This is a genomic window from Myxococcus vastator (assembly GCF_010894475.1).
Classification (GTDB): Bacteria; Myxococcota; Myxococcia; order Myxococcales; family Myxococcaceae; genus Myxococcus; species Myxococcus vastator.
Genome location: NZ_JAAIYB010000943.1, coordinates 1 through 625 on the forward strand (window position 1 = coordinate 1; position 625 = coordinate 625).

The window sequence follows — 625 nt, forward strand, 5'->3', positions numbered from 1 at the left end:
GAGCGGAGGGGTGCGGGGGGAGTGGGTGTTAGCCACCACTCGCACACATTTTCGGGTTTGGACTAGGGTGCTGCGCCCCGGAGTCGGCGGAGCAGAAGGCCATCAAGGGCAATATGTCGAAGAAGCGCGTCCACGAAATCGCCAAGGAACTCAAGAGCCACGGGATTGAGCTCGACAACAAGGAGGTCGTCACCGAGCTGTCGGGCCTCGGTTACGACGTCAAGAGCCACTCGTCGTCTCTCGATGACGACCAGGCGACCGCTGCCGTCCAGAAGATTCTGGACAAGCGCAAGCCGAAGCAGGCCACGCCGCCCGTGACGGCGAAGGGCTTCGTCGTGCGCCGCAAGGTGGGTCCGCCCGCCGGTGCGACCGCGGACAGCGGAGCCGAGGCTTCACAGGCCGCCGAGGCCGCCTATGAGCCGCCGCCCGAGCCCATGGCGGCTGAGTACGCCGCCGAGGAGCCGGTGCAGGCGTCTCCGCCCGCCGAGGCGCCCCGCGCGCCCGTCGAGGCGCCGAGCGCTCCGGAGCCTCAGCACGTCGAGGCCCCGGTTGCCGCCACGGAGCCCGCGGCGCCTGCTGCTGTCGCATCCACGCCCCCCGCGCAGGTCGCCGAGGCCCCCAAGGC

General features: G+C 70.4%; 1 protein-coding gene. It reads left to right on the top strand.

Going from position 1 to position 625, the window contains the following annotated elements:
* Positions 1–113: 113 nt before the first annotated feature.
* Positions 114–625 (top strand): translation initiation factor IF-2 N-terminal domain-containing protein (locus G4D87_RS38465; protein WP_205507898.1); only part of this gene is annotated, 512 nt, incomplete at its 3' end.